This window comes from Nocardioides guangzhouensis (assembly GCF_004519545.1).
GTDB classification, from domain to species: domain Bacteria; phylum Actinomycetota; class Actinomycetes; order Propionibacteriales; family Nocardioidaceae; genus Nocardioides; species Nocardioides guangzhouensis.
This window is the reverse complement of the sequence record NZ_SDKM01000144.1, coordinates 1-470: the sequence shown is the minus strand read 5'-3', so window position 1 is coordinate 470 and position 470 is coordinate 1. Positions and strand designations below refer to the sequence as shown.

Sequence of the window (470 nt, the reverse complement as noted above, 5' to 3'; positions counted from 1 at the left end):
GGAACACCTGCGGCGCCTACATCTCCGGCGTCCTCGGCGTCTCCACCGCGGCGTACTTCCCGTACTGCTTCTTCAACCTGCTGAGCCCGGTCCTCGACGTCGCCTACGGCTACCTGGGCTTCAAGGTCCCCAAGGCGACGCGGCCGTGGGGGGACACCGAGCAGATCGAGGTCATCGACGGCAACCCCGAACCTCCCGACGAGAGGAGAACCCCGTGAGCGACCAGGCCACCACCGCCCCGCCCGAGAACCGACCCAGGTTCCGGCTGCCCTCGGCCTACACCATCCTGTTCGCGCTGATCGTGGTCATGGCGATCGCCACTTGGATCATCCCCGCCGGGGCCTACAAGCTCGACAAGGAAGGCGCTCCGATCCCGGGCTCCTACCACGAGGTGGCGGGCGACCCGCAGCGGATCCTGATCGACTCGCTGACCGCCCCGATCAACGGCCTCTACGGGATCGAGGACGCCG

Annotated in this window: 2 pseudogenes; both read left to right on the top strand. The window is 68.1% G+C overall.

Going from position 1 to position 470, the window contains the following annotated elements:
* Positions 1–218: pseudogene (locus EKO23_RS24870) on the top strand (hypothetical protein); the annotation flags it as partial.
* Positions 215–470 (top strand): annotated as a pseudogene (locus EKO23_RS26360) (YfcC family protein); the annotation flags it as partial. The pseudogenes EKO23_RS24870 and EKO23_RS26360, both read left to right, overlap by 4 nt.